Annotated in this window: 1 protein-coding gene; it reads left to right on the plus strand. The window is 71.8% G+C overall.

The window, feature by feature from the left end:
• Positions 1-1,416 (plus strand): TGS domain-containing protein (locus D180_RS12325; RefSeq protein ID WP_017913029.1); only part of this gene is annotated, 1,416 nt, incomplete at both ends.

Genomic DNA, 1,416 nt, shown 5'->3' on the forward strand with positions numbered 1-1,416 from the left:
GCGCCACCGGCGCGGGCGCAGGCGGTGGCCGGCCTGCTGGAGGCGCAGGACGCCGCCGACCCGGTGTGGGCGCTGCATGCCGGGCGCGAGGCCGGGCGCAACAGCGAAGGCCTGCGCCGGCTGCTGCTGTCGATCGTGCAGGACCTGCGGGTGGTGCCTATCCTGCTGGCGCGGCAACTGGCGCAGATGCGCGTGGCCGACAAGGCGCCGGAGGCGCAGCGCCGCGCGCTGGCGCAGCTGACCCGCGACATCCACGCGCCGCTGGCCAACCGCCTGGGCATCTGGCAGCTGAAATGGGAGCTGGAGGACCTGGCGTTCCGGCACCTGGAGCCGGACACCTACCGGCGCATCGCCCGCGAGGTCGACGAGAGCCGGGTGACGCGCGAGCGCTACATCGAGGCGGTCAAGAAGATCCTGTCCAAGGCGCTGGCCGAGCAGGGCCTGCGCGCGGAGATCAGCGGGCGGCCCAAGCACATCTACAGCATCTGGCGGAAGATGCAGAAGAAGCGCCTGGCCTTCGACCAGCTGTACGACCTGCGCGCGGTGCGGGTGATGGTCGACGACGTCGCCGCCTGCTATGCCGCGCTCGGCGTGGTGCACGCGCTGTGGGCGCCGGTGCCCAGTGAGTTCGACGACTACATCGCCCGGCCCAAGGCCAACGATTACCGCTCGCTGCACACCGCCGTGGTCGGCCCGGAAGGGCGCACGATCGAAGTGCAGATCCGCACCCACGACATGCACGCGCAGGCCGAGCTGGGTGTGGCTGCGCACTGGAAGTACAAGGAAGGCGGCAAGGGTGCGGAGAAGGCCTTCGACCGCAAGATCACCTGGATGCGCCAGCTGCTGGAGCAGTCGCAGGACGGCGAGCAGGGCGGCCTGGCCGGGGCGCTGGACGCCGAGCTGGTCGAGGACCGGGTCTATGCCTTGACCCCGATGGGCGAGGTGATCGACCTGCCGCAGGGCGCCACGCCGCTGGATTTCGCCTACCACGTGCACACCATGGTCGGGCACCGCTGTCGCGGCGCCAAGGTCAACAACCGCATCGTGCCGCTGACCCACAAGCTGCGCAGCGGCGACCGCGTGGAGATCCTCACCGGCAAGGAGGCCGAGCCGCGCCGCGACTGGCTGCTGCCGGCCAACGGCTACCTGGCCAGCGGGCGTTCGCGCGACAAGGTGCGCGCCTGGTTCCACAAGCTGGACCGCGCGCGCAACGTGCAGGCCGGCAAGGAGTTGCTGGAGCGCGAGCTCAAGCGCCTGGGGCTGCAGCACGCCGACCTGTTGCCGGCGGCGAAGAAGTTCCATGCCGACGGCGTGGAGGAGCTGTACATCCAGGTGGCGCTGGGCGACGTCGGCCCCAGCCAGGTCGGGCGCGCGCTGCACGAGGCCGAGCGCGCCGCGGCGCAGCCGGCCGCGCCG

It is taken from the genome of Xanthomonas sp. SHU 166, from assembly GCF_000364685.1.
GTDB lineage: Bacteria > Pseudomonadota > Gammaproteobacteria > Xanthomonadales > Xanthomonadaceae > Xanthomonas_A > Xanthomonas_A sontii.